The organism is Rhizobium sp. 01N48 (assembly GCF_056399145.1).
Genome location: NZ_JBFTQT010000003.1, coordinates 78,652 through 96,202 on the forward strand (window position 1 = coordinate 78,652; position 17,551 = coordinate 96,202).

Consider the following 17,551-nt stretch of genomic DNA (forward strand, 5'->3'; position numbering starts at 1 on the left):
CTTACGCCATCGCCCGTTCGCCGGTGTCGTATTCGTTCTCGTGCAGGAACCTGAGCGTCGCGATGGCGTCGGCGGGTTTGCCGAAATAGTAGCCCTGCCCCATGCCGCAGCCGAGCATGCGCAGTTTCGCGGCCTCCGAATAATCCTCGATGCCTTCGGCGACGACTTCGAGATCGAGGCCTTCGCACATGGTCAGGATCGCCTTGATGATGTGCTCGGAGGCACGGTCGGAGTTGATGCGCGAGACGAAGGCGCGGTCGATCTTAATCTTGTCGAACATGAAATCGCGCAGGCGGCCGAGGCTGGACTGGCCGGTGCCGAAGTCATCGAGCGAGATGCGCACGCCGGCTTGGCGCAGGTCGGCGATGATGCGGTTGGCGGTATCGGCCGAGCCCATGACCGCGGTCTCGGTGATCTCGAGTTCGAGACGGTGCGGATCGAAGCCGACGCGACCTAGGATGGAGAGCACGTTGGCGCTGGTGCCGGGGTCCATCAGCTGCGCGGATGAAAGGTTGAAGGACAGGAACATTTCGCGCGGCCAAGAGAGTGCCGCTTCGGCGGCCTTGCGCAGCAGCGCTTCCGAGAGCGCGTCGATGAAGCCGCGTTCTTCGGCGAGCGGCACGAAGACGCCTGGAGAGACGAAGCCGAGATCCGGGTCGTTCCAGCGGGCCAATGCCTCGAAGCCGAGGACCTGGCTGGTGGCGAGTGAGACGATCGGCTGGAAATGAACGTCGATGGCGTCGGAGATGATGGCGTTTCGAAGCGCCTGCTCCAGCTGCGTGGCGCGCTTCATCTCCTGCGCGATCTCGCGCGAATAGACGGTGATCTGGCTGCGGCCGCGGCGCTTGGAGCGATAGAGCGCGGTTTCGGCGCTCTTCAAGAGTTCCTCGAACTCCTCGCCCGCGAAGGGATAGATGGCGAATCCGAAGGAGGCCGAGAGGCGGACATTGCGGTCGCCGAGATCATAGGGCGCCGAGAGGACCTCGCGGATCATCTGGCCGAACTTTTCGGCGCTGGCGCGCTCGAAGACCAGCGGCAGGACGAAGGCGAATTCGTCGCCGTCGTGGCGCGTGACGACGGCGCCATCGGGAATGCAGGCTTTCAGGCGGTGCGCGACCTGGCAGAGAATTTCATCGCCGGCGGCCGAGCCGAAGAGGTCGTTGATCGGCTTGAAGCTATCGAGATTGGCGATGCCGATGGTAAACGGCGCCGGATCATCGGCGCGTTCGGCCGAGATCTGGGCGATACGGTCGCGCATGCGATAGCGGTTTCCGAGCCCGGTCAGCGGGTCGGTGTAGGCCATCGTCTGAAGCTCGTTCTGGCTTACCGGTGCCAATGGCATATCCGCCAACATCATAATTCTGATCCAGAGCTTCCCCAATACCCGGCAGAATGGCGGGCAAGTCTTAAAAATTCGATATTCGACAACCCTGGATCATCGTGAATCGCCTCCCAAGAATTGGGGAGTTGACCGCTATCGGAGCCTAGAGAGAGGCCCGCTGGGCTTCCGGCTGCATGAATTTCTGGAAAACCGTTTCCAGGATATCGGGGCTGACGGGCTTCATGATCACATCGTCCATGCCGGCATTGGCGCATTCGGCGCGGTCACGCTCGAAGGCCTGGGTGAGCACGCCGATGATGGGGGTGCGGGGTCCGTCGCCTTCGACCTGGCGGATCAGGCGGGCGGCTTCGAAACCGTTGAAGCCCGGCAGCGAGATATCCATCAGCACGATCTTCGGCCGGTGCTCCGTCCACATGCGTACGGCTTCGTCGCCGCTGGCGGCGATGCGGTAGCGGTAGCCGAGGCCTTCGAGGATCTGCGAGAAAACGATCTGGTTGATATCGTTGTCTTCGGCCACCAGCACATCGAGATCGAGCTGCTCGTCCGAAGTGGTGATCTCCCAGTCGCTGTCGATCCGGTCGGCCATGGCGCCGCGATTGTTGCGATTGAAATGGCGGGCGATCTGGAAGGTGAGCTCGGTGGAAATCTGGAAGCCATCCATGACCAGCGACGAGATGCCGTACTGCTCGGCAAGCTCCAGGCAGCGCATGCCCATCTGATTGTCGATGATGACGAGATCGAGCGACAGGCCGGCCGACGAGGCGATCTCCAGGAACTGCTCCTGCTCGTCCTCATTGCGCACCGAGCAAGCCTCGAAGCCATATTTGGCGAGCGTTCTCAGCGCCGCGGTCTCGGCGGCGATATCGCCGGTGACGACGAGGATGCGGCGGCCGGAGAAATTCTCGGGCACGATGGCTTCCATGGCGGCCGGTTCACGGCGCTCGCTGTCGTCGTTCATCGGAACATAGGCGCGGCGGTAGGTGCTCTTGGCCGATGTCGTGACGCTCGATGCCTTTTCGAATTCTTCGAGATCACTCCCCTCGCGCGGCAGGTCCTGCATGGTCGAGACGAGGAAATAGCGTCCCGGCTTGCCGATGCGGTGCTTGCGCGAGATGATTTCGCGTTCCGACCCATCGCGGGCGATCTGGCGCTGGCGCACGACCGACATCTCGCCGGTTTCGAGAACGTGGCGGTCGCTTTCCTCGAAGCGCGCAGCGACCTCGGGCGAGAAAAGCTCGATGCTCCTGCGGCCCAGCACCTCATCGGCGGTTGTCTGGTACTTCTCGCAGAAGGCGACGTTGACGGCGACGTAGACGAGGTTGCGGTCCTTGACGAAGAGCGGGAATGGCAGATTGTCGAGAATATCCTCGGTGAGCTGCACGCGCTCGAGATCGAGCCGCCACTGTTCCTCGCGCTTCTTCACTTCAGAGATATCGGAGATGACGCAGACGCCGTAGCCGTTGGGGAGACGGCGCTTCTGGAAGCCGACCCAGCAATCGTTGCCGTAGCGCTCGACCGCTTCGTAGCGTTCGCGCCAGTGCGTGGCGATCTTCTGCGACAGCCAATCCTCGCGGCTGAGCGCGCCCTGCTTGCCGGCCGAGCGGCTGCGGATGCCGGTCTCGTAGACGGCGCCGAGGAAATCGCGAAGCCGCGTTCCGGGCTGCAGGAGATCGGCGCAGATCGGGAAGAAATCGAGCACCTGCCGGCTTGCAAAGACGATGTGATCGGTCTTGTCATAGACGATGAAGGCGGAGGACAGGCTTTCGCAGACCGCGTCGAACAACGCCGCCTGGAGGCCAGCAGCGGTCTCAACCGCGCCCTCCTGCGGGGCTGTGTCCGCTTGATCGCGACCGGCACTCATACTTACGCGTCCTACATCTGTCCGAATGGATTGCATTTGCGGCGGGGTACTATCGGCAAAATGCCAGTTTTGTCTTAAGGCGTGCTTAACATTAAGCAGCGGAATCCTAGGGTCTGGACAAGCCCCAAGATCGTCGTTTTCACCCTTCCCTATCCCCGTCGAATCCGCGAAAATGGCGGCATGTCGATCAAGCAGCTTTCCGAAACGCTCATCAACCAAATCGCCGCCGGCGAGGTCATCGAACGGCCCGCGAGTGCGGCCAAGGAATTGATCGAGAACGCGCTCGACGCGGGTGCGACACGCATCGAGATCGCCACATCCGGCGGCGGCAAGAGCCTGCTGCGCGTCACCGACAACGGCTCGGGCATGGACGAGCGCGATCTGGAGCTTGCCGTGCGCCGGCATTGCACCTCGAAGATCACCGATACGCTCGACGATATCAGCACGCTCGGCTTTCGCGGCGAGGCTCTGCCCTCGATCGGCTCTGTGGCGCGGCTGACAATTTCGAGCCGCCGCCGCGACAGCGATGGCGGGGCGGAGATTTCGGTGGCGGGCGGCAAGCTGCAGCATCTCAGGCCATCAGCGCTCAACCCCGGCACCGTCGTCGAGGTGCGCGACCTGTTCTTCGCGACGCCGGCGCGGCTGAAGTTTCTGAAGACGGAAAAGGCCGAGGCGGCCGCGATCACCGAGATCGTCAAGCGCATGGCGATCGCCTTCCCGCAGGTGCGCTTCGTGCTTTCGGGCACCGACCGCACGACGCTGGAATTTCCGGCGACCGGCGAAGACCATCTGGCGCGCATGGCACAGATCCTCGGCAAGGATTTCCGCGACAACGCCATCGAGATCAATGCCGAGCGCGAGGATGTGACGCTGACGGGCTTTGCCGGCGTACCCACCTTCAACCGCGGCAACGCGGCGCATCAATATGCCTTTGTCAACGGACGGCCGGTGCAGGACAAGCTGGTGCTGTCGGCGATCCGCGGCGCCTATGCCGAGACGATCCCCTCGGGACGCTACGCGGTGGCGGTGCTGTCGATCGGGCTCGACCCGGCGCTCGTCGACATCAACGTGCATCCGGCGAAGTCCGACGTACGCTTCCGCGATCCGCAGCTGGTGCGCGGGCTGATCGTCGGCGCGATCCGCGAGGCCCTGGCGCGCGACGGCAGCCGGGCGGCGACGACCGGCGCCGACGGCATGCTGCGCGCCTTCCGCCCCGGCTTCCAGCCGAACGGATACCGGCCGCAGCAGCAGCCGCAGCAACCTTGGAGCGCCGAGACCTCGCCGTCACGGCCTTTCTCCTCCGCGGGCTCGTCGGCCTATTCCCCATCTTATCAACGCCCTGTTGGTAACGGCTTCGGCGAGAGGCCGCAGGCTTCGTTCGATGGACTGACCATGCCGGCGGCGCGGGCCGAGACCGCGCAGACCTCGTCCTGGACGGCGCCAGCGCCGGCCTCCGAGACGGAGGCACCGTCGCGGTTTCCGCTTGGGGCGGCGCGGGCGCAGCTGCACGAGAACTATATCGTGGCGCAGACAGAAACGGGGCTTGTTATCGTCGATCAGCACGCGGCGCATGAGCGACTGGTGTTCGAGGCGATGCGCAAGGCGCTGCACTCCAAGCGGCTGGCATCGCAGGTGCTGCTGATCCCCGAGATCATTGACCTGCCGGAAGAGGATTGCGACCGACTGATGCAGTTCTCATCCGAATTCGGCGAGCTCGGGCTTGGCATCGAGCGCTTCGGGCCGGGGGCGATCGCGGTGCGCGAGACGCCGGCAATGCTGGGCGAGGTCGATGCATCCGGGCTGATTAAGCAGCTGGCCGACGAGATCGCCGAATGGGACACGGCCTCGGGGCTTTCGGCCAAGCTCGAATATGTCGCCGCCACCATGGCCTGCCACGGATCGGTGCGCTCCGGACGGCGGCTGCGGCCGGAGGAGATGAACGCGCTGTTGCGCCAGATGGAGGTGACGCCGGGTTCCGGACAGTGCAATCACGGCCGGCCGACCTATATCGAGCTCAAGCTTTCCGACATCGAGCGGCTGTTCGGCCGGAGCTGAAATCGCTGGCAATGGCGGCTGTGGCGGGTTATGGCAATCCGATGACGGCCTCGTTTTGAGGATTGGCTTTAAGGATTGGAGCGCATGAACTTGTTTGAAGGAAACGGAAACCGCGAAGCGAAGATACGCTATCTCGATGCGGATTTTCAGATCCTGTCGCCGGGTTCCTATGTCGTCTGCGCCATGACGGGCAAGCAGATCCCACTCGACGAACTGCGCTACTGGAGCGTCGCCCGCCAGGAGCCCTATGCCGACGCCGTCTCCTCCTTCGAGGCCGACAAGCGCGCCGGCGTGCTGCCGAACCAGAAGCGCTAATCGCTTGCCTGACCGCTTTGGCGAGACGGCGGAAGCCGCGCCTCGGCCATGGAGAAAACAATGATCAAGATCCTCGCATTGCTGCACAGCGCCGTCGGCCGGGATTGGCAGACTCCTCCCAAGGAGATGGGGCTGAAGACGCTCTATGAGGCCGAGCAGCAGGGCTTCGTCGAAATCCGCGGCGAATTCCAGAAGCGGCAATTCCGCCTGACGCCGATGGGCTTCCAGACCGTCGAGCGCGACCGCCGGCGCCTGGAAGCGCGCAAGAGCTAAACCGGGCGCCCGCCGCCAGCTCCTCACACCGCAAAGGACGAGAACTGGTGCCTATCCGTTCATCCGGCCTGCTCTCCGCCGTCCTCATCGGGATGGCCGTTTTGCTGGGTGCTTTATTCGGCTCCACCCGGCCTGTGCTTGCCGGACCCTGCGCGCCGGAAACGGTCGAGAACACCAATTATGTCATCTGCACCGTCGATCCCGCCAAGTCGGATCTGCGCCTGTTCTGGAAGGGTGACGACGGGGCGCCCTACCGCTCCTTCCCCGGTATCGCTGACGTCATAACCGCCAAAGGAAAGACGCTCGTCTTCGCGCTCAATGCCGGGATGTATCACGAGGATTTCTCGCCGATCGGGCTTTATGTCGAAGATGGCCAGGAGTTGCGGCCGGTGGCGAGCGTCAAGGCGCCAAAGGCAAGCGGGCCGGTGCCGAACTTCTACAAGAACCCCAATGGCGTGTTCTTTATCGGCGACAAGGGCGCGGGCATCCTGCCGACCACGACGTTCGAGAAGCGACGTCCCGACGTCAGGCTTGCCACGCAATCGGGGCCGATGCTGGTGATTGCAAACCGGATCAACCCGATATTCATCGTCGGCTCCAGCGATCGGACGCGGCGCAGCGGCGTGGGTGTCTGCGCGGATGGGATGGTGCGGTTTGTCGTCAGCGACGATGCGGTGAATTTCCACGATTTCGCGCGGCTGTTCCGCGACCATCTGCAATGCGCCGATGCGCTGTTTCTCGATGGCGGTGGTGGCGCGGGGTTCTATAGCGCGGAATTGGGACGCAGCGATTTTTCCTGGCATGGTGGGTATGGGCCGGTGTTCGGGTTGGTGGAGTAGGCCGGCTTGTCGCGAGGTTAGAGCCAGGATTACCCCCCTCTGCCCTGCCGGGCATCTCCCCCACAAGGGGGGAGATCCGCCAGTGGCGAGGTCTACGCCAAACAATGAAGGTTGAGCGAGCGGCCAAGCCCAGCCAATCTCCCCACCTGTGGGGGAGATGTCCGGCAGGACAGAGGGGGGCGACACACGGCACAACGCCCCTCGTCTCGACAGCACTCTAATGAAAAGCCCGAACCTCTACAGGAGCCCGACAGGCGATAGCAGCCTTGCGGCCCCAGGCCAGCGCCTCCTCCATGCCGTCAGCCTCCAGCACCCAGAAACCGCCGACATGCTCGCTGGTGTTGAGATATGGACCATCGCTCACCGACACGGTTCCATCGGCATCGGCGCGCAACGACTTGGCGGTGCCCGCCCGATGCAGGCCGCCGACGAAGATCCGGATGCCGGCCGCGATCATCTCGTCGTTCAGCGCATCGATCGCCCGATGCATCGCCTCATCTTCCGAGACGGCGGGGTCGTAGTTGTCGGGGTGGTGAATGGCTACCAGATAGCGGGGCATGACGTCTCCTCCATGTTGAACCTATTGTAGAGACGAATGGGGCCGGCGGCATCCGACATGCCATTCTATTCGGCGTCCTCGATATCGAAGCGCGTGATCTTGTCGCCGGCCATTTGAAAGAGATGGACCACCGTCTTGTCCTTCAGCCCATGGCTTTGCCCCTGCAGCGGCTTTCCATCGAGATCGGTGATTGTCTGGATCACCTCGGCGGCAATACGGCCATCGGCTGTCCGGCGCACCGACACCGGCTCGACATGGGGACTGACGATGGACCATTGCCGCGTCCAGTAGTCGCGCAGGGCCTGATGTCCGTGGACATGGCCGCCGTCCATTCCGTTTGCCCAAGCGACGTCGTCGGTGAGCACCGCCAGCACAGCGTCGATGTCCCGTGCGTTGAAGCGATCATAGATGTGGCTGATCAGCAGGCTGTCTTTTTCCGACATGACGTCTCTCCAATTCCCTTTTGAAACCAGTCTGCGGCCGTCCTTGACCATACCGGCCCGCCAATTTATATATGTACGTATGTATTTTGGTCAACCGTTGAACCGGACACTGCTGAATATGGACATGGACGTACTTTCCACGCCGGGCCACCTCATCAGCCTTGCAGCACGCGGCTTCGCACGGCTGGCGGAAGCGCGCCTCAAGCGGCACGGTTTCGGTGTCGGTCAATTGCCGGTGCTGGTGGCGCTTCAAGAGGGAAATGCGAGCACGCAACGCGATCTTGCTCACTTCGCAAAAACCGAGCAGCCGCCGATGGCGCAGATGCTCGCCCGGATGGAGCGCGACGGATTGATCGAACGGACACCCGACCCCGCCGACGGGCGCAGTCGCCGCATCGTACTGACAGAGGACGCGCGGGCGCGGATGCCGGAAGCGATCGCAACGCTGATGCAAGGCAATCGCGACGCCTTGAACGGCTTTTCGGAAGCGGAGACGGTGCAGCTCGTGACCCTGCTGACGCGTTTGATCGGGAACCTGGACCGGATCGCCAGCGCCTCGCCGGCATTGGAGGATCGCTAGGGAGGCGCGTGGAACCTACCCGCCGCCTTCTCCTTCAGCCGTCGCTCACGGCAGGCGTGGAGCCGAGGGGGCTTTGGGCAGCGGAGCAAGGGTTGTTCGAGGCAGGCGTGGAGCGAGGATTACCCCCTCTGCCCTGCCGGGCATCTCCCCCACAGGTGGGGAGATTGCTGGGCGCGGCCGCTCGTTTCACTCTCAATTGTTTGGCTGAGAGCAGACCACGAGTCGATCTCCCCCCTTGTGGGGGAGATGTCCGGCAGGACAGAGGGGGGTGTTGCACGGCAGAACGCCCGTTAATGCCCCTACCCCGCCGCCGCCTTCTCCTTCAGCCGCCGTTCCCTGCACGCATCGAGCGCGCGGTCGATGATCAGCCCCGGCGCCAGATGGTCCTCGAAGGTCATTTCCACCTCGATCACCCGGCACTTGGATGCCAGCGTCTCGGCCTTGCCGTGGTGGCCCGCAAGACGCACGAAGTCCTTGGAGGTGGTCACGATCTGGAGATCGTCGCGGGCTGCGGTTTCGAGGATGTCGTCGATCTCGTCGTCGGTCAGGTGCTCGTGATCGCCGAAGGAGCGGCGGGCGACGGTTTCGGCGCCGATGCCGTCCACCGTGCGGAAGAACTTCGAGGGATCGGCGATGCCGGCGAAGGCCAGCACCTTCCGGCCCTTCAGGTCGGCGCCGTCGGAGACGGTGACGGAGGCGGTGAAATAGGGCTTGGCGGCGCGCGCCGCGATGCGCACGATCTGGTCGGCGGCAACCCCTGCGCCGACCTTCAGAAGCGCCGTCGCGTAGCGCAGCTGCAGCTTGATCGGCGCGCGCACCGGGCCGCCCGGAACGATGTGGCCGTTGCCGAGGCCGCGCGTGGCGTCGATGACGAGCAGCGCGTAGTCGATGGCGAGGCGGGCGCTCTGGAAGCCGTCGTCCATGATGATCAGGTCAGCGCCTTCCTTGACGAGGCGCTTTGCTCCCTCGACACGGCGGCGGGAGATGACGGTGAGCGCCTCGCGGGCGAGAAGCAGCGGTTCGTCGCCGACGGCCACGGCACGGTGATGGCCGGCATCGACCACGGTCGTCACATCGAGCGAGCCGCCATATCCCCGGCTGAGGAAACCGGGGGTCAGGCCCTTGGCCTTGGCCGCGCGGGCAATGGCGATCGCGGTCGGTGTCTTGCCGGCGCCGCCGACGGTGAAATTGCCGACGCAGATGACGGGCACCGGCACGGAGGCGCGCTTGGCGTTGACCATGCGGTAGCCGGAGATGCGGCCGTAAAGAAAGGAGATCGGATAAAGCGTCCAGGCGCGCCAATCGGCTTTCGTCCACCAGAACGGTGGCGCTTCGGATACCATCTTTGCCGTCCTGCCTTTCGCGCCACCGGCCCGCTCCACGCGGACGTCACCCCTAATTGGGCGAAAAGAGAAGGCAATTTTCAAGAAAAAGCAAGCCTTTGGTCGATCAGGCGAACTGCAGGTCGGGCAGCAGCCCTTCGAGTTCGGTTATATCGTTGAGGCAGTGATCGCTGGCGGCGGCGAGCGATTCCCGCGATCCGGTGCCGGTCAAAACCGCGACCGTAAGCCCCACCTTGGCGTTGCGGCCCATGTGCAGATCGTGGTTGTTGTCGCCGACGACGGCGACTTCCGAGGGGTCGAGACCGGTTGCCGCGCAGAAGCCGAGCACCATGCCCGGCTCCGGCTTGGTGCCGTGGCCGCTGTCGTAGCCGGCGACGTAATCGATGTAATCGGCAAAGCCGAAGCGCTTGGCCGTCTGGCGGATCGAGCGTTCATTGTCGCTGGAGGCGACGCCGAGCTTGAAGCCGCGCGCATGCAGGCGGGCGAAGAAGGCGGCGAGATCGGTGACCGGCACGGAGAAATCGGCGGCATGCGCAAAGAGTTCGTCGAGCCTGACCGTCAACTCTTCGACGGGGACCGTCGAGCCGGCGGCCACGAGCCCCTCCGAAATCTGGCGCGTATTGCCGGCGGCAAGCAGGCTGTCGGGAACGATGTGGCCGGTGACGGGATCCATGCCGCAGGCAAGCAGCAGGCGGTCAGCAAGGGCAGCGTCGTCCTTGGCGGCGATGCGTGCCAGCTCGCGGTTCACAGGTAGCCAGCTCTCGTCATAATCGAGGAGCGTGCCGTCCTTGTCGAACAGGATACCCTTGATCGCCTGCATGCCCGAACCTGCCCTCTAACTAGCGTTGCGCCGCCGTCTTCGGCAGCAATCTGGCCTTCACCGTCAGCGGATTGATGTAGGGTTCGAGACCCTTCATCGTCGCCGTCAGCGCACCGCGCATTTCTTGCACGGCGGCGGCGCCGGCCTCGATCATATTGCGGCGCGCCGGGTCGTTGGTCAGCAAATAATGCACGCCCTTGGCCAGCATCTCAGTATCGCGCACCGTGCGGGCGCTGCCACGGCGGGCGAGCCGCTGATAGGCCTCGCGGAAATTCTGGACGTTACTGCCCGAGAGCACCGCGCAGCCGAGCATGGCGGGTTCCAGCGGGTTTTGCCCGCCCTCGCCAAACAGCGAGCGGCCGACGAAGGCGACCTCGGTCATGCGCAGATAAAGCCCCATTTCGCCGATCGTATCGCCGAGGAAAACATCGATATCGGGCGTCAGCGCATCGTCGCGGGTGCGGCGGGCGACCTTGAGCCCCTGCTTGACCAGCTCGGCCTCGATCGCATCGGCACGCTCGGGATGGCGCGGCACGATGATGGTCAGCTGGCCGTTGCGCTCTTTCAGCGTGCGGTGGACGATGCCGGCGGCCTTCTCCTCGCCATCGAAGGTGGAGATCGCCGCCCATGTCTTGCGGTCGCCGACCTGCTGCTGGTAGCGGGCGAAGGTGGCGGGATCGTAGGACGGCGCGTCGGTATCGACCTTGAGATTGCCGGACATCAACACCTGGCGGGCGCCCAGATCGCGGAAGCGCTCGGCATCGACATCAGACTGCGCGATGACCAGCGCTAGGTTCTCGAACAGCGCCTCGGCCAGCGCCTGGCGGCGCGTCCAGCGGGCGAATGAGCGGTCGGACATGCGGGCGTTGACGAGGATCTGCGGGATGCGGCGGCGGCCGAGTTCGAGAACCGTTGCCGGCCAGATCTCGGATTCGGCGATCAGCGCGCAATCGGGCTGCCAGTAATTAAGGAAGCGGCTGACGGCAGGCTTCAGGTCGAGCGGCACATATTGGTGGATGACTTCGGAGCCGACGCGTTCGGCGGCAAGCTTGGCCGAGGTTACGGTGCCTGTCGTCAGGATGACGTGGACGTCGCGGCGACGGATCTCGCGGATGAGGGGAATGACGGCGTTCATCTCGCCGACGCTTGCGGCGTGGAACCAGACCAGCGGGCCGGCCGGGCGATCGGCGCTCGCATAGCCAGAGCGCTCAAGCCGCCGGGCCCTGTCTTCCTTGCCCTTGGCGGCGCGATAGGTCAGGTAGCCGCCGACGAAGGGCGTGATCAACGTCCCAACCGCCTGATAAGCGCCCAGCGCCAAACGCGCCATGCGGCCGCTCATATAACACGTCTCCGGTCAACGATGATCGACATCAACCCATTCCCAAATATCATTGCGGCCGAAATGACCGATCAGTTTGTTCAGAATGCGTCAACAGCCACCCCTATGCCCGGATAAGGCAGGCGGCTGGGTAAAACAGGGCCACGAGGGCCGAAAACTTATTTGCCGGACTTGTCTTCGGGATCAAGCAAGCGGTGCATATGGACAATGAAATAGCGCATGTGGGCATTATCAACGGTCGACTGCGCCTTGGACTTCCAGGCCGTCAGTGCAGATGCGTAATCAGGGAAGATGCCGACGATATCCAGGCCAGAGAGGTCGCGGAACTGCACGTCATCGAGACTTTCCAGTTCGCCGCCAAACACGAGGTGCAACAGTTGCTTCTTTTCACCGGACTTGGTCATTTCAGTCACTTCCTTCATCTGCTCCTCCGCCGTTTCATCTGAGGGATTTTGACGGAAACGTCAACTGCTCAGCGCGCGGCGATAGGGGATAGAAATTCATTCAACAGCGGCTCGGAGCCGGCGCAAAGCTCGCCGTGTCTCACATCCGCGCGGTTATAGGTCAGCGCCGTTCCGTCGAGATTGACGAGACGGCCGCCTGCCCTTTCCAGAATGAGATCGGCGGCGGCCAGATCCCAGTCGTGGGAATTGCGCTTCACGAAGGTGCCGTCGATCGCCGCATCGGCCACCATGGCGACGCGATAGGCGAGCGAGGGAACGTGCTTGACGCGCTCGATCCTGCCGCGCAGCGGCTTGGCGAAGCCATTCAGCACATCCTCGGCGATGGCGAAGCGAACGGGCGGCTTCGGCTCCGATACGCGGATCGGCAGGCCGTTCTTCAAGGCGATGCCACCGACGACCGCCTCATAGAGCTCATCGAGCGCCGGCGCGTTGAGCACGCCTGCCACCGGCCTGCCCTTGTGAACGACGGCGACGCTGACGCACCAGAGCTTCTGGCCGGCGAGGAAGCCGCGCGTGCCGTCGATCGGATCGATGATGAAGAGCGTGTCGCGCGACAGGCGATCGGCGCTGTCCTCGGTCTCTTCCGACAGCCAGCCGTAATCCGGCCGGGCGGCGCGCAGCACGGTTTCGAGGATTTCGTTGGCGGCGAAATCGGCGGCGCTGACCGGCGAGCGGCCCTCGTTCTTCCACCAGACCTCCGGCGACTGGTTGAAATGACTGAGCGCCACGGCACCCGCCCGCTTTGCAGCGTCGGCGATCAGCTCCAGATCGCTCTGCCAGCGGGCATTGTCCACGTCGCTCATCCCAAGTTCCAATCCGTCAGCAAGCAGCCGGCATCACCGTCCTGCCAGCGTCATTCCCTCGATCGCGATCGTCGGGGCGGCAACCCCGTACTTGCGGTCGATATCGTTGGCAGGCGTTACCCGCATGAACATCTCCTTGAGGTTCGATGCAATGGTCACTTCCGAAACCGCGAAGGTCAATTCACCGTTTTCGATCCAGAAACCGGTGGCGCCACGGCTGTATTCGCCGGTGATCATGTTGACGCCCTGGCCGATCAGCTCGGTGACGTAGAAACCGTTGCCGACGCCGCGGATCAGGTCCTCGGGCGAGATATCGCCAGGCTCGAGCGCCAGGTTGGTCGAGGCGGGCGTCACGGCATTGCCGCCGCGCACGCCACGGCCGTTGGTTTCCATGCCGATCTCGCGGGCGGTAGACGTTGAAAGGAACCAGTGCTTCAGCACACCGTCCTCGATCATCACCATGCGCTCGCCGGAGACACCTTCACCATCGAAGGGGCGCGAGGCCGGGCCGCGCACGATCATCGGATCGTCGGTGATCGACAGGCCGGACTTCAGCACCTGCTCGCCCATCTTGTCGCGCAGGAAGCTGGTCTTGCGGGCGACCGATGCACCGTTAATGGCGCCGGCGATGTGGCCGACGAAGCCGCGCGCGATACGCGGATCGAAGATCACGGTGACGTTCTTGCCGGTATCGACCTGGCGCGGCTTCAGGCGCTTGACGGCGCGCTCGCCGGCGCGACGGCCGATCTCGGCGGGATCGTCCAGTTCGGAGAAATAGATGCGGCTGTCGAAATCGTAATCGCGCTCCATGCCGGTGCCCTCGCCGGCGATGACGCTGACGGAGCGGCCGAAGCGCGAGCCCATGTAGCTGCCTTCAAAGCCGTGCGAGGTGACGAGCACCATGCCGCCGCGACCGGCCGAAGCACCGGCGCCCGAGGAATTGGTGACGCCATTGACCGCAAGGCCGGCCGCTTCCGTTGCAAGGGCGGCCTCGCGCAGCTGGTCCGCGGAGACTTCCGTCGTGTCGAGCAGCTGCAGGTCGGGATAGGATTTGGCGAGCCGGCTCTCATCCGCCAGGCACGCGAATGGATCTTCCGGCGAGACCTTGGCCATGGCGACCGCGCGCTCGGCGAGCACCGACATGTCGAAGCCGGGATTGGCCGAAACGCTGGCGACACGCTTGCCGACGAAGACGCGCAGCGAGAAATCATCGCTCTCGGAGGATTCAGTTTCCTCCACCTTGCCGAGCCGCACGCTGACGGACTGCGAACGGGAGCGGACGACCACCGCATCGGCGGCATCGGCGCCCGCCTTCCTGGCGAGATCGATCAGCTGGCTGGCGCGGGAGAGAAGCGTCGAGGAATCAATTTCAGAGGACATGGTTTGGCCTTTCCTTCGCGTTCCATTTATTGTGCGCTACGGAAAGCATCAAGGCCGACAGTGCCGATTCTTTTTCGCGCTGCTTGCGCAACCATGATCATTGAAAGAAGCTTAGCGGATGTCCGAGCCCAACGCCCTCTTCACCGAAACGATCCTGCTGCTCGGCGGCACCGTCGTTTCGGCCCCGATCTTCAAGCGGCTGGGGCTTGGAACCGTGCTCGGTTATCTCGCCGCCGGCGTGGTGATCGGCCCGATCTTTCACGGGCTGACTGACGGAGAGCAGATCCTCAACGTCGCCGAACTCGGTGTCGTTTTCCTGCTTTTCATCATCGGGCTGGAGCTGAAGCCAAGCCGCCTGTGGCAGATGCGGCGCGACATTTTCGGGCTGGGCACGGCGCAGGTGATCCTGACAGGGCTGGTGCTGACGGCGCTTGCCGATCTCTCCGGCCTGCTCGACTGGCGCGGCAGTATCATCGCCGGCTTTGGGTTGGCGTTGTCCTCCACGGCGTTTGCCATGCAGATCCTCGAGGATGACGGCGATGTGAGCACGCGTTACGGACAACGCTCCTTCTCGATGCTGTTGTTCCAGGACCTCGCCATCGTGCCGCTTTTGGCGCTGATCAATATTCTCGACACCGGCAAGGGCCACGGCACGCCGATCGTCGATTTCGGGATTGCTATCGGCGCTGTCGGCGCGATGATCGTCATGGGGCGCTACCTGCTGACGCCGCTGTTCCAGATCATCGCCAGCACCGGCGCGCGCGAGGCGATGATCGCGGCGGCACTTTTCGTCGTCATGGGATCGGCAACGCTGATGCAGATGGCCGGGTTGTCGATGGCGATGGGAGCTTTCCTGGCAGGCGTGATGCTGGCCGAATCCTCTTACCGACACGAGTTGGAAGCGGATATCGAGCCCTTCCGCGGCGTGCTTCTCGCCATCTTCTTCATCGCCGTCGGCCTGTCGCTGCAGCTCGACGTGCTGTGGGACAATGCACTCGTCATTCTCGTCACCGTTCCTGTCGTGATGGCGGCGAAGGCGCTGATCATCTACGGGCTCTGCCGGCTGACGGGCTCCGATCACAATGACGCGATCCGTATCGCCTTCCTGCTGCCGCAGGGTGGGGAGTTCGGCTTCGTGCTGTTTTCGACAGCGGGCGCCTCGTCGCTGATGCCATCGAGCACTGCATCACTTCTCATCGCCATCGTGACGCTCTCCATGGCGCTGACGCCGATCGGCACGAAGCTTGCCAAGCGGCTCGAGAGCGGAGAGACGAAGGAGACGCTGGAAGAAGATTTCGAGGGCGCGGGCGCCGACGTACTGATGATCGGCTTCTCCCGTTTCGGCCAGATCGCGGCGCAGATCCTGCTTGCCGGCGGGCGTGCGGTAACCGTCATCGACACCTCGGCCGACCGTATCCGCCAGGCCTCCTCCTTCGGCTTTCGCATCTATTTCGGCGATGGTACACGCAAGGACGTGCTGCGCGCGTCTGGCATCGACCATGCCAAGATCGTCGTCGTCTGCACGCAGAAGCGGGAAGTGACCGACAAGATCGTCGAGCTGGTGCAGGCCGACTATCCCGAGGCCAAGCTCTTCGTGCGCTCCTACGACCGCGTCCATTCGATCGCGCTGCGCAACCTCAATGTCGACTACGAACTGCGCGAGACGCTGGAATCGGGCTTGCTGTTCGGCCGCCGGACGCTGGAAGCGCTCGGCATCAGCGAGGCCGCCGCCTACGAGATCGGCGAAGACATCCGCCGCCGCGACGAACAGCGACTGGTGCTCCAGGTCACCGAGGGACTGCAGGCAGGCCGCGACATGCTCTATTCGCAGCCGGTCAAGCCGGAACCGCTGGTCAAGCCGAAGCGGACGATGGATTTTTCGCAGGACCCGCTGGCGGGAACGGGGGATGCGGTGGCGGATGCTTAGTCCTGCCAGGGCTTTTCCACGCGCATGAGCCGTCGAAAACCATCATTGCATGGCAGCTGATCCAGGATTTGGAGATAGTGGTCGTAGCTTGGGGCCGGGACCAACGCGACCGGGCAATCGGCAAGGACATCCTCGGCTACGCGCTGCGCGGCATCGACAAGGAACTCGGCGCTTGTCTGCCCTCGTAGCTTCGCGGCGCGGTCGATCAGCGACCAGACGTCGTCGGACGTTTTCAATCTGACTGTACGCATTGGCCGCCTCGCATTGCTCATGACGCCCTCCTATGCGGACGTTATCACAGTCGCTCGGCCCGCGCATGCGCCTCGATCGCCCCGTCCAGCGCATACTTCAGCTCGTCCTTGACGCCTTGAGACATGGCCAGCACTTCGCGGGCCTTCAGAAAATCCATGACGCCGGTGCGGCCGACGGCGGGGCGGAGGAAGATGTGCGGGGGCTGGATGCGGAGTTTGAGGGTGATCGCGGTCTGCATCATCAGCTGGCCGGAGCCGAAGATGCTTTCCATGCGGTTCGGTATATGCGTGCCGTCACCCTCCGGGGCGCCCACGACATCGATGCCGATGACGATATCGGCGCGATCCATCAGGCACTCATAGGGAACCGGATTACTGATGCCGCCGTCGATCATCACTCGGCCGTGCAGCCTGACGGGCATGAACACGGCGGGGATGGCCGACGAGGCTGCAAGCGCCGGAAACAGCTGGCCTTCGCTCACCAGCACTTCCTGCTGGCCGTAATAGTCGGTGGCAGTCACCGTCATCGGGATCGGCAGGTCCTCGAAGCGATCGGGGAGATCGGCCGGGAGAAATGCTTTCAGGATACGTTCGAGGTTGAACTGGCCGATGCGCACGCCGTTCGCCACCGCATCGCGCACGGTCTGCGGGCGCAGGCCCCAAAGGCGGCTCACCACGGCGGTCTTGTTGCCGACGGTCATCAGCGCGTGTTCGCGGATCGCCTCGCCGGTCATGCCGGCCGCCATGCCGGCGCCCATGATGGCGCCGATCGAGGAGCCCGATATCGCCACCGGGCGAATGCCGAGCTCATCGAGCGTTTCGATAACGTGGATATGGGCAAGCCCGCGGGCGCCGCCGCCGCCGAACGCGATGGCCACGCGCGGCGACGCGCCGGAGGCGACATCTTCGAGAGCAGGGAACGCGGAACTGGTCTTTTCGGCCTGCTGTGTCACCCTT

General features: G+C 63.9%; 18 protein-coding genes. 6 read left to right on the forward strand and 12 right to left on the reverse strand.

Features of this window, described 5'->3' with window-relative positions; translation table 11 throughout:
- Position 1: 1 nt before the first annotated feature.
- Together AC1DOG_RS06730 and AC1DOG_RS06735 are read right to left on the reverse strand one after the other, a co-directional pair.
- On the reverse strand, positions 2 to 1,342 hold the full coding sequence (locus AC1DOG_RS06730; RefSeq protein WP_477927140.1) for a putative bifunctional diguanylate cyclase/phosphodiesterase: 1,341 nt from the start codon (positions 1,340 to 1,342) through the stop codon (positions 2 to 4).
- A 142-nt stretch (positions 1,343 to 1,484) separates the two neighbouring features.
- Positions 1,485 to 3,203: a response regulator gene (locus AC1DOG_RS06735; protein WP_477927141.1), complete on the reverse strand. Its 1,719-nt coding sequence runs from the start codon at positions 3,201 to 3,203 to the stop codon at positions 1,485 to 1,487.
- Between the two features lie 180 nt (positions 3,204 to 3,383).
- Between AC1DOG_RS06735 and mutL the strand changes: the two genes are divergently transcribed.
- The 4 genes from mutL to AC1DOG_RS06755 all read left to right on the forward strand — a co-directional run bounded on the left by mutL (position 3,384) and on the right by AC1DOG_RS06755 (position 6,685).
- Positions 3,384 to 5,258: a DNA mismatch repair endonuclease MutL gene (gene mutL / locus AC1DOG_RS06740; RefSeq protein WP_477927142.1), complete on the forward strand. Its 1,875-nt coding sequence runs from the start codon at positions 3,384 to 3,386 to the stop codon at positions 5,256 to 5,258.
- An 84-nt stretch (positions 5,259 to 5,342) separates the two neighbouring features.
- Entirely contained in the window at positions 5,343 to 5,573 is a 231-nt protein-coding gene (locus tag AC1DOG_RS06745; protein ID WP_047508114.1) for a DUF2093 domain-containing protein, read from the forward strand.
- A 60-nt stretch (positions 5,574 to 5,633) separates the two neighbouring features.
- Positions 5,634 to 5,846, forward strand: a complete 213-nt coding sequence (locus AC1DOG_RS06750; protein WP_113010083.1) for a hypothetical protein — start codon at positions 5,634 to 5,636, stop codon at positions 5,844 to 5,846.
- 92 nt (positions 5,847 to 5,938) lie between these two features.
- The gene (locus tag AC1DOG_RS06755; protein WP_477927448.1) at positions 5,939 to 6,685 is read left to right on the forward strand and encodes a phosphodiester glycosidase family protein; all 747 of its coding nucleotides are present in this window, start codon (positions 5,939 to 5,941) and stop codon (positions 6,683 to 6,685) included.
- 217 nt (positions 6,686 to 6,902) lie between these two features.
- Here the strand turns inward: AC1DOG_RS06755 and AC1DOG_RS06760 are convergent, their stop codons facing one another.
- Both AC1DOG_RS06760 and AC1DOG_RS06765 read right to left on the reverse strand, forming a co-directional pair.
- Positions 6,903 to 7,244 carry a YciI family protein gene (locus AC1DOG_RS06760; RefSeq protein ID WP_477927143.1) on the reverse strand — a complete coding sequence of 114 codons (342 nt, stop codon included), beginning with the start codon at positions 7,242 to 7,244 and terminating at the stop codon, positions 6,903 to 6,905.
- Between the two features lie 65 nt (positions 7,245 to 7,309).
- A complete protein-coding gene (locus tag AC1DOG_RS06765) occupies positions 7,310 to 7,687 on the reverse strand; it encodes a nuclear transport factor 2 family protein (protein WP_477927144.1) in 378 nt (125 codons plus the stop codon).
- A 118-nt stretch (positions 7,688 to 7,805) separates the two neighbouring features.
- Here AC1DOG_RS06765 and AC1DOG_RS06770 point away from each other — a divergent pair, with 118 nt between their 5' ends.
- The gene (locus AC1DOG_RS06770) at positions 7,806 to 8,267 is read left to right on the forward strand and encodes a MarR family winged helix-turn-helix transcriptional regulator (RefSeq protein ID WP_477927145.1); all 462 of its coding nucleotides are present in this window, start codon (positions 7,806 to 7,808) and stop codon (positions 8,265 to 8,267) included.
- 299 nt (positions 8,268 to 8,566) lie between these two features.
- On the opposite strand, the gene lpxK is transcribed toward AC1DOG_RS06770, so the two are convergent.
- The 6 genes from lpxK to AC1DOG_RS06800 all read right to left on the reverse strand — a co-directional run bounded on the left by lpxK (position 8,567) and on the right by AC1DOG_RS06800 (position 14,416).
- Positions 8,567 to 9,610: a tetraacyldisaccharide 4'-kinase gene (gene lpxK, locus AC1DOG_RS06775; protein WP_477927146.1), complete on the reverse strand. Its 1,044-nt coding sequence runs from the start codon at positions 9,608 to 9,610 to the stop codon at positions 8,567 to 8,569.
- A gap of 106 nt (positions 9,611 to 9,716) precedes the next feature.
- Positions 9,717 to 10,430, reverse strand: coding sequence for an HAD family hydrolase (locus tag AC1DOG_RS06780; RefSeq protein ID WP_477927147.1), 714 nt, complete (start codon positions 10,428 to 10,430; stop codon positions 9,717 to 9,719).
- Between the two features lie 19 nt (positions 10,431 to 10,449).
- Positions 10,450 to 11,769, reverse strand: coding sequence for a lipid IV(A) 3-deoxy-D-manno-octulosonic acid transferase (gene waaA / locus AC1DOG_RS06785; protein ID WP_477927148.1), 1,320 nt, complete (start codon positions 11,767 to 11,769; stop codon positions 10,450 to 10,452).
- A gap of 158 nt (positions 11,770 to 11,927) precedes the next feature.
- Positions 11,928 to 12,173, reverse strand: a complete 246-nt coding sequence (locus AC1DOG_RS06790; RefSeq protein WP_026283020.1) for a DUF4170 domain-containing protein — start codon at positions 12,171 to 12,173, stop codon at positions 11,928 to 11,930.
- 68 nt (positions 12,174 to 12,241) lie between these two features.
- The gene (locus AC1DOG_RS06795; RefSeq protein WP_477927149.1) at positions 12,242 to 13,036 is read right to left on the reverse strand and encodes a 3'(2'),5'-bisphosphate nucleotidase CysQ; all 795 of its coding nucleotides are present in this window, start codon (positions 13,034 to 13,036) and stop codon (positions 12,242 to 12,244) included.
- A 33-nt stretch (positions 13,037 to 13,069) separates the two neighbouring features.
- Positions 13,070 to 14,416: a TldD/PmbA family protein gene (locus tag AC1DOG_RS06800; protein WP_477927150.1), complete on the reverse strand. Its 1,347-nt coding sequence runs from the start codon at positions 14,414 to 14,416 to the stop codon at positions 13,070 to 13,072.
- A 118-nt stretch (positions 14,417 to 14,534) separates the two neighbouring features.
- Here AC1DOG_RS06800 and AC1DOG_RS06805 point away from each other — a divergent pair, with 118 nt between their 5' ends.
- Positions 14,535 to 16,343, forward strand: coding sequence for a monovalent cation:proton antiporter-2 (CPA2) family protein (locus AC1DOG_RS06805; protein ID WP_477927151.1), 1,809 nt, complete (start codon positions 14,535 to 14,537; stop codon positions 16,341 to 16,343).
- On the opposite strand, the gene AC1DOG_RS06810 is transcribed toward AC1DOG_RS06805, so the two are convergent.
- Both AC1DOG_RS06810 and AC1DOG_RS06815 read right to left on the reverse strand, forming a co-directional pair.
- Complete coding sequence (locus AC1DOG_RS06810; RefSeq protein ID WP_477927152.1) at positions 16,340 to 16,615, reverse strand: type II toxin-antitoxin system TacA family antitoxin; 276 nt, start codon at positions 16,613 to 16,615, stop codon at positions 16,340 to 16,342. The genes AC1DOG_RS06805 and AC1DOG_RS06810 overlap by 4 nt on opposite strands.
- 23 nt (positions 16,616 to 16,638) lie before the next feature.
- A complete protein-coding gene (locus AC1DOG_RS06815; protein WP_477927153.1) occupies positions 16,639 to 17,547 on the reverse strand; it encodes a patatin-like phospholipase family protein in 909 nt (302 codons plus the stop codon).
- Positions 17,548 to 17,551 lie beyond the last annotated feature (4 nt).

Bases quoted from the DNA above. Each gene is read 5' to 3' on its own strand.
- AC1DOG_RS06750 (WP_113010083.1), top strand. From the start codon at position 5,634: ATGATCAAGATCCTCGCATTGCTGCACAGCGCCGTCGGCCGGGATTGG.
- AC1DOG_RS06755 (WP_477927448.1), top strand. From the start codon at position 5,939: ATGGCCGTTTTGCTGGGTGCTTTATTCGGCTCCACCCGGCCTGTGCTT.
- waaA (WP_477927148.1), bottom strand. From the start codon at position 11,769: ATGAGCGGCCGCATGGCGCGTTTGGCGCTGGGCGCTTATCAGGCGGTT.
- AC1DOG_RS06790 (WP_026283020.1), bottom strand. From the start codon at position 12,173: ATGACCAAGTCCGGTGAAAAGAAGCAACTGTTGCACCTCGTGTTTGGC.
- lpxK (WP_477927146.1), bottom strand. From the start codon at position 9,610: ATGGTATCCGAAGCGCCACCGTTCTGGTGGACGAAAGCCGATTGGCGC.
- AC1DOG_RS06760 (WP_477927143.1), bottom strand. From the start codon at position 7,244: ATGCCCCGCTATCTGGTAGCCATTCACCACCCCGACAACTACGACCCC.
- AC1DOG_RS06735 (WP_477927141.1), bottom strand. From the start codon at position 3,203: ATGAGTGCCGGTCGCGATCAAGCGGACACAGCCCCGCAGGAGGGCGCG.
- AC1DOG_RS06770 (WP_477927145.1), top strand. From the start codon at position 7,806: ATGGACATGGACGTACTTTCCACGCCGGGCCACCTCATCAGCCTTGCA.
- AC1DOG_RS06800 (WP_477927150.1), bottom strand. From the start codon at position 14,416: ATGTCCTCTGAAATTGATTCCTCGACGCTTCTCTCCCGCGCCAGCCAG.
- AC1DOG_RS06765 (WP_477927144.1), bottom strand. From the start codon at position 7,687: ATGTCGGAAAAAGACAGCCTGCTGATCAGCCACATCTATGATCGCTTC.
- mutL (WP_477927142.1), top strand. From the start codon at position 3,384: ATGTCGATCAAGCAGCTTTCCGAAACGCTCATCAACCAAATCGCCGCC.
- AC1DOG_RS06730 (WP_477927140.1), bottom strand. From the start codon at position 1,342: ATGCCATTGGCACCGGTAAGCCAGAACGAGCTTCAGACGATGGCCTAC.
- AC1DOG_RS06805 (WP_477927151.1), top strand. From the start codon at position 14,535: ATGTCCGAGCCCAACGCCCTCTTCACCGAAACGATCCTGCTGCTCGGC.
- AC1DOG_RS06780 (WP_477927147.1), bottom strand. From the start codon at position 10,430: ATGCAGGCGATCAAGGGTATCCTGTTCGACAAGGACGGCACGCTCCTC.
- AC1DOG_RS06745 (WP_047508114.1), top strand. From the start codon at position 5,343: ATGAACTTGTTTGAAGGAAACGGAAACCGCGAAGCGAAGATACGCTAT.
- AC1DOG_RS06795 (WP_477927149.1), bottom strand. From the start codon at position 13,036: ATGAGCGACGTGGACAATGCCCGCTGGCAGAGCGATCTGGAGCTGATC.
- AC1DOG_RS06810 (WP_477927152.1), bottom strand. From the start codon at position 16,615: ATGAGCAATGCGAGGCGGCCAATGCGTACAGTCAGATTGAAAACGTCC.